Genomic DNA, 3,692 nt, shown 5'->3' with positions numbered 1-3,692 from the left:
CCGCGCGAGAGCCCCGAGACGCAGTGCGGCGGCGGTGGGTTCCGGCGTAAAAGTACGGGTCGCGAGGGTGACTAGCATGCGGGCGAAGCTCCCCCGCCGATGGTGATGCGCGGGGTGCCAGCCCAAGCCTCGGGGGGCGTGATGGCGCGGCCGTCGACGAGGAGACGCACGCCGGGCAGGTCCGCGGGCGTCAGGTCCCGGTAGGTGGCATGGTCGGCCTGGACGATGGCGACGTCCACAGCCTCGCCGAGGTGGTAGGCGTCCCACCCGAAATCGGCGAGCTCCTCATCGCTGTAGAGGGGGTCGTGGACGCACACCCGCGCCCCGGCCTCGCGTAGCGCGTCGACAACACCGAAGACACCCGAGAACGCCGTTTCCTTAACCCCGCCGCGGTAGGCAGCACCCAGGACGGCCACGCGCAGCCCCGCCAGAGAACCCAGCAGGGACGCTGCGCGCGAGACCGCGTAGGCGGGCATGTCGGCGTTCGCAGCGCGCGCAGCGGCAACGACGCTTGCGTCCGGATCCCCGGCCAGGTACAGGCGCGGGTAGACGGGGATGCAGTGGCCGCCGACCGCAATGCCAGGCCGGTGAATGTGGGAGTAGGGCTGGGAGTTGCAGGCCTCGATGACGCGCGCGACGTCGATGCCGGCCGCGTCCGCGTAGCGCGCGAACTGGTTCGCCAAGCCGATGTTGACGTCCCGGTACGTGGTCTCGGCGAGCTTGGCCATCTCGGCGGCCTCGGCGCTTCCCATCGGCCACACTCCGTTGGGGCGCGGCAGGTCGTCACGCTCGTCGAAGGAGAGGACGGCCTCGTAAAAGCGAACGCCGCGCGCCTCGCCAGCCTCGCTCAGGCCCCCCACGAGCTTCGGATAGCGCGCCAGGTCAGTGAAGACACGGCCCGTGAGGACGCGCTCGGGCGAGAACACGACGTCGAAGTCGCGGCCCTCGACCAGGCCGGAGACCTCCTCGATGAGGGGCTTGTAGCGTCCCCGCGTCGTGCCCACGGGCAGAGTCGTCTCGTAGGAGACCAGGGTACCGGGCGTCAGGTGCGCGGCCATGGACCGGGTGGCGGCGTCCATGACGCGGAAGTCGGGTCGGCTCTGCTCGTCGACAACGAGGGGCACGACCATGACGACCGCGTCGGCGCCGGGGATCACCTCGGCATACTCGGTCGTGGCGCGCAGCGCGCCGGAGGAGGCGAGCGGAGGCAGGTACTCGGCCAGGTGAGCCTCGCCCGGGAAGGGCTCTTCTCCCCCGTTGACCAGGTCGACCACCCGCGGGTTCACGTCCACGCCGACGACGGCGTGCCCGCCGCGCGCGTAGTGCACCGCCAGCGGCAGACCGATCTTACCCATGCCGACGACCGCGATGCGCATGGGGCCCCCTTTCCGTCTCCGGCCTCGCTGTTCTTCTCCAGTGTAGTGCCACGCAGCTCCTACAATGGGGGCGTGGATCGCGCGCTCAACCTCCTGCTCTACCCCTCCAACCTGGCCTCGCCCGGTCGCCTGGTGAAGATCGCGCGCTCACTGTCCCCCCTGTTCTCCCAGACACGCGTCGTCGGCATCGATCAGGGCGGGCTTCCCGCGGACGAGGCCGTGGCCCCCACCGTGCGCCTCACGCGGATCCGGGGCGCGTCCCTGGGTGCGCCCCTGGGAGGGGTGCGGGTCGTCTGCGCGTGGGGGGCTCGCGTGTACCGGCGCTTCGCGAGGCAGCGCGTGGCGGCCATCTCCGCGCAGAACCTGTTCCTCCTGCCCCTCGCGCACGCCCTGGCTCGGCGCACGGGCGCGGTGTTCGCCTACAACGCGCACGAGTTGGAGACGGAGACGGTGGGGTCCGGGGGGCTGCGCCAGCGCCTCCAGCGCGTGATCGAGCGCCGCTACATCCGCCGCGCGGACGTGGTGTCCGTGGTGAATGAGTCGATCGCGCAGTGGTACCGCGAGGCCTACCCGGGCGTCGATCCGGTCGTGGTGACGAACGCGCCGACGGGGACGGACGGGGTTATCGACCTGCGGGCGCGGCTGGGGATCCCGGAGGGCGAGCTCCTGTACCTGCATTCGGGATACCTCGCGCCGGGGCGCAACATTCCCTTGATTCTGCGCACCTTCGCTCAGCTGGGGGCGCACGTCGTCTTCGTCGGGGATGGCGCCCTGCTGGACGAGGTCGAGCGCGCGGCCACCGCACACCCGACCATTCACCGCCTGCCTCCCGTGGAGCCGGACCAGGTGCTCGCCATGACGCGCGGGGCTGACGTGGCGCTGTGCCTCATCGAGTCCGGGTGCCTCTCGCACCGCTTGTCCACGCCCAACAAGATGATGGAGGCCTTCGCCGCCGGCACGCCCGCGCTGTGCTCTGCCCTGCCCGAGGCCCGCCGATACCTGGGCGATCAGGCCGACACGTGGGTGCTGGAGGATCCGGAGCGCGACCTCGTTTCTGCCTTGGAGCGCATCACGCGCGAAGACGTCGAGGCCTTTACGGCCCCGGCGATCCCCACGTGGGAGGAGGGGGCCTCGCGCCTGCGAGAGGCCTACGAACGGGCCCTCGCCGCGCGAGCGACACATCAATAGTTCCCCCAAAATCTCGCACGTAATTTGGGTTCGCTAACTTTTCTTAGCATTCCTAAAAATAGCAGAATATCAGGGTTTTTGACCTTGCATAGAAATGGACCACATGGAAATTACGTGCGACTTTTGGGGGGAGAGGCATGTCAGGAGGCGACGACATCGCCTGTTTCACAAGGGTTTCACGAGGCCGACGGGCATTTCACGAGGCCGACGGGCGTTTCGGTCGCCCACGTCTACGCCGCCTGCAACCGCTCCCCGTCGTAGGCGCGCGCCGTCAGGACAGCCATGACGAGCATCCCCACGAGCAGCACCGTCATGAGGGCGCCGAGGACGGCGACCGTCGTCTCTACGCCGTAGGGGCTGCACGCGAGCCACGCCAGGGGCGCCGCACAGTACACGCACGCGAAGGCCAGCATGCGCCTCTGATGGTAGGTCGCGACGAACACGTTGGACAGCGGCGAGGTCGCCACCGTGAGGGACAGCCACGGAGCCAGGGACCGCGCGAAGTACCCCGCTGCCTCCCAGCGCGCCCCAAACACGAAGGGGAAGAGAGCCGGGCTGATCCACGCGAGCAGGGAAAACACGGGGATCGAGCAGGCCAGGGCGATGCCGCCGACTCGCACGACGACGCGGGTCATCGCTCCGGGCGGGGTGTCCGACAGGCGCGGCAGGTAGACCTGCGACAGCGCCCCCGCGATGAGGGCGACCGGGGCCTGCAAAGCAAGCCACGCCACGTTGAACTGACCAAGCGAGGCCACGGAATACGTGGCGATCAGCACCGGTATCGCGCTCGTGCGCACCGCGTCGACGACGACGTTGGGCACGCCCACGAGGGCCATCTTCCGGTAGCGAGACGCCACCTCGTGCAGGGTCGGGTCCGAGGCCTCGCGCTCGCGGGCGTCGCGGGCGCGCCACGACAGGTAGGCGACGGCGAGCCCCTGGCCCGCGATCGTCGCCCCAATGGCCGCCCCCAACCCACCATTCGCGAGGAAGCCACACACCAGCTGCAGGGCCGCGATACCGAGGGAGCGCACGACCGACGAGCTTGCAATCGCCTGGAATCGCCGGTGGCGGGTCAGCCAGTAGGAACACACCTGCCCTTGGGCCAGGAACAGGACAGAGACGCCGACG

Annotated in this window: 3 protein-coding genes; 1 reads left to right on the top strand and 2 read right to left on the bottom strand. The window is 69.7% G+C overall.

Annotated elements, in window-relative coordinates; translation table 11 throughout:
- Positions 1 to 71: 71 nt before the first annotated feature.
- A complete protein-coding gene (locus HMPREF1138_RS09855; RefSeq protein WP_009059371.1) occupies positions 72 to 1,376 on the bottom strand; it encodes a nucleotide sugar dehydrogenase in 1,305 nt (434 codons plus the stop codon).
- Between the two features lie 45 nt (positions 1,377 to 1,421).
- Between HMPREF1138_RS09855 and HMPREF1138_RS09850 the strand changes: the two genes are divergently transcribed.
- Entirely contained in the window at positions 1,422 to 2,564 is a 1,143-nt protein-coding gene (locus HMPREF1138_RS09850) for a glycosyltransferase (protein ID WP_050981260.1), read from the top strand.
- Positions 2,565 to 2,794: 230 nt separating this feature from the next.
- Here the strand turns inward: HMPREF1138_RS09850 and HMPREF1138_RS09845 are convergent.
- A partial coding sequence (locus HMPREF1138_RS09845) for an oligosaccharide flippase family protein (protein WP_009059367.1) occupies positions 2,795 to 3,692 on the bottom strand: 898 nt, incomplete at its 5' end.

This window comes from Actinomyces sp. ICM58 (assembly GCF_000283035.1).
Lineage (GTDB): Bacteria > Actinomycetota > Actinomycetes > Actinomycetales > Actinomycetaceae > Pauljensenia.
Note: the sequence above shows the minus strand (reverse complement) of the source record. Positions and strands in the feature narration are given on the sequence as shown.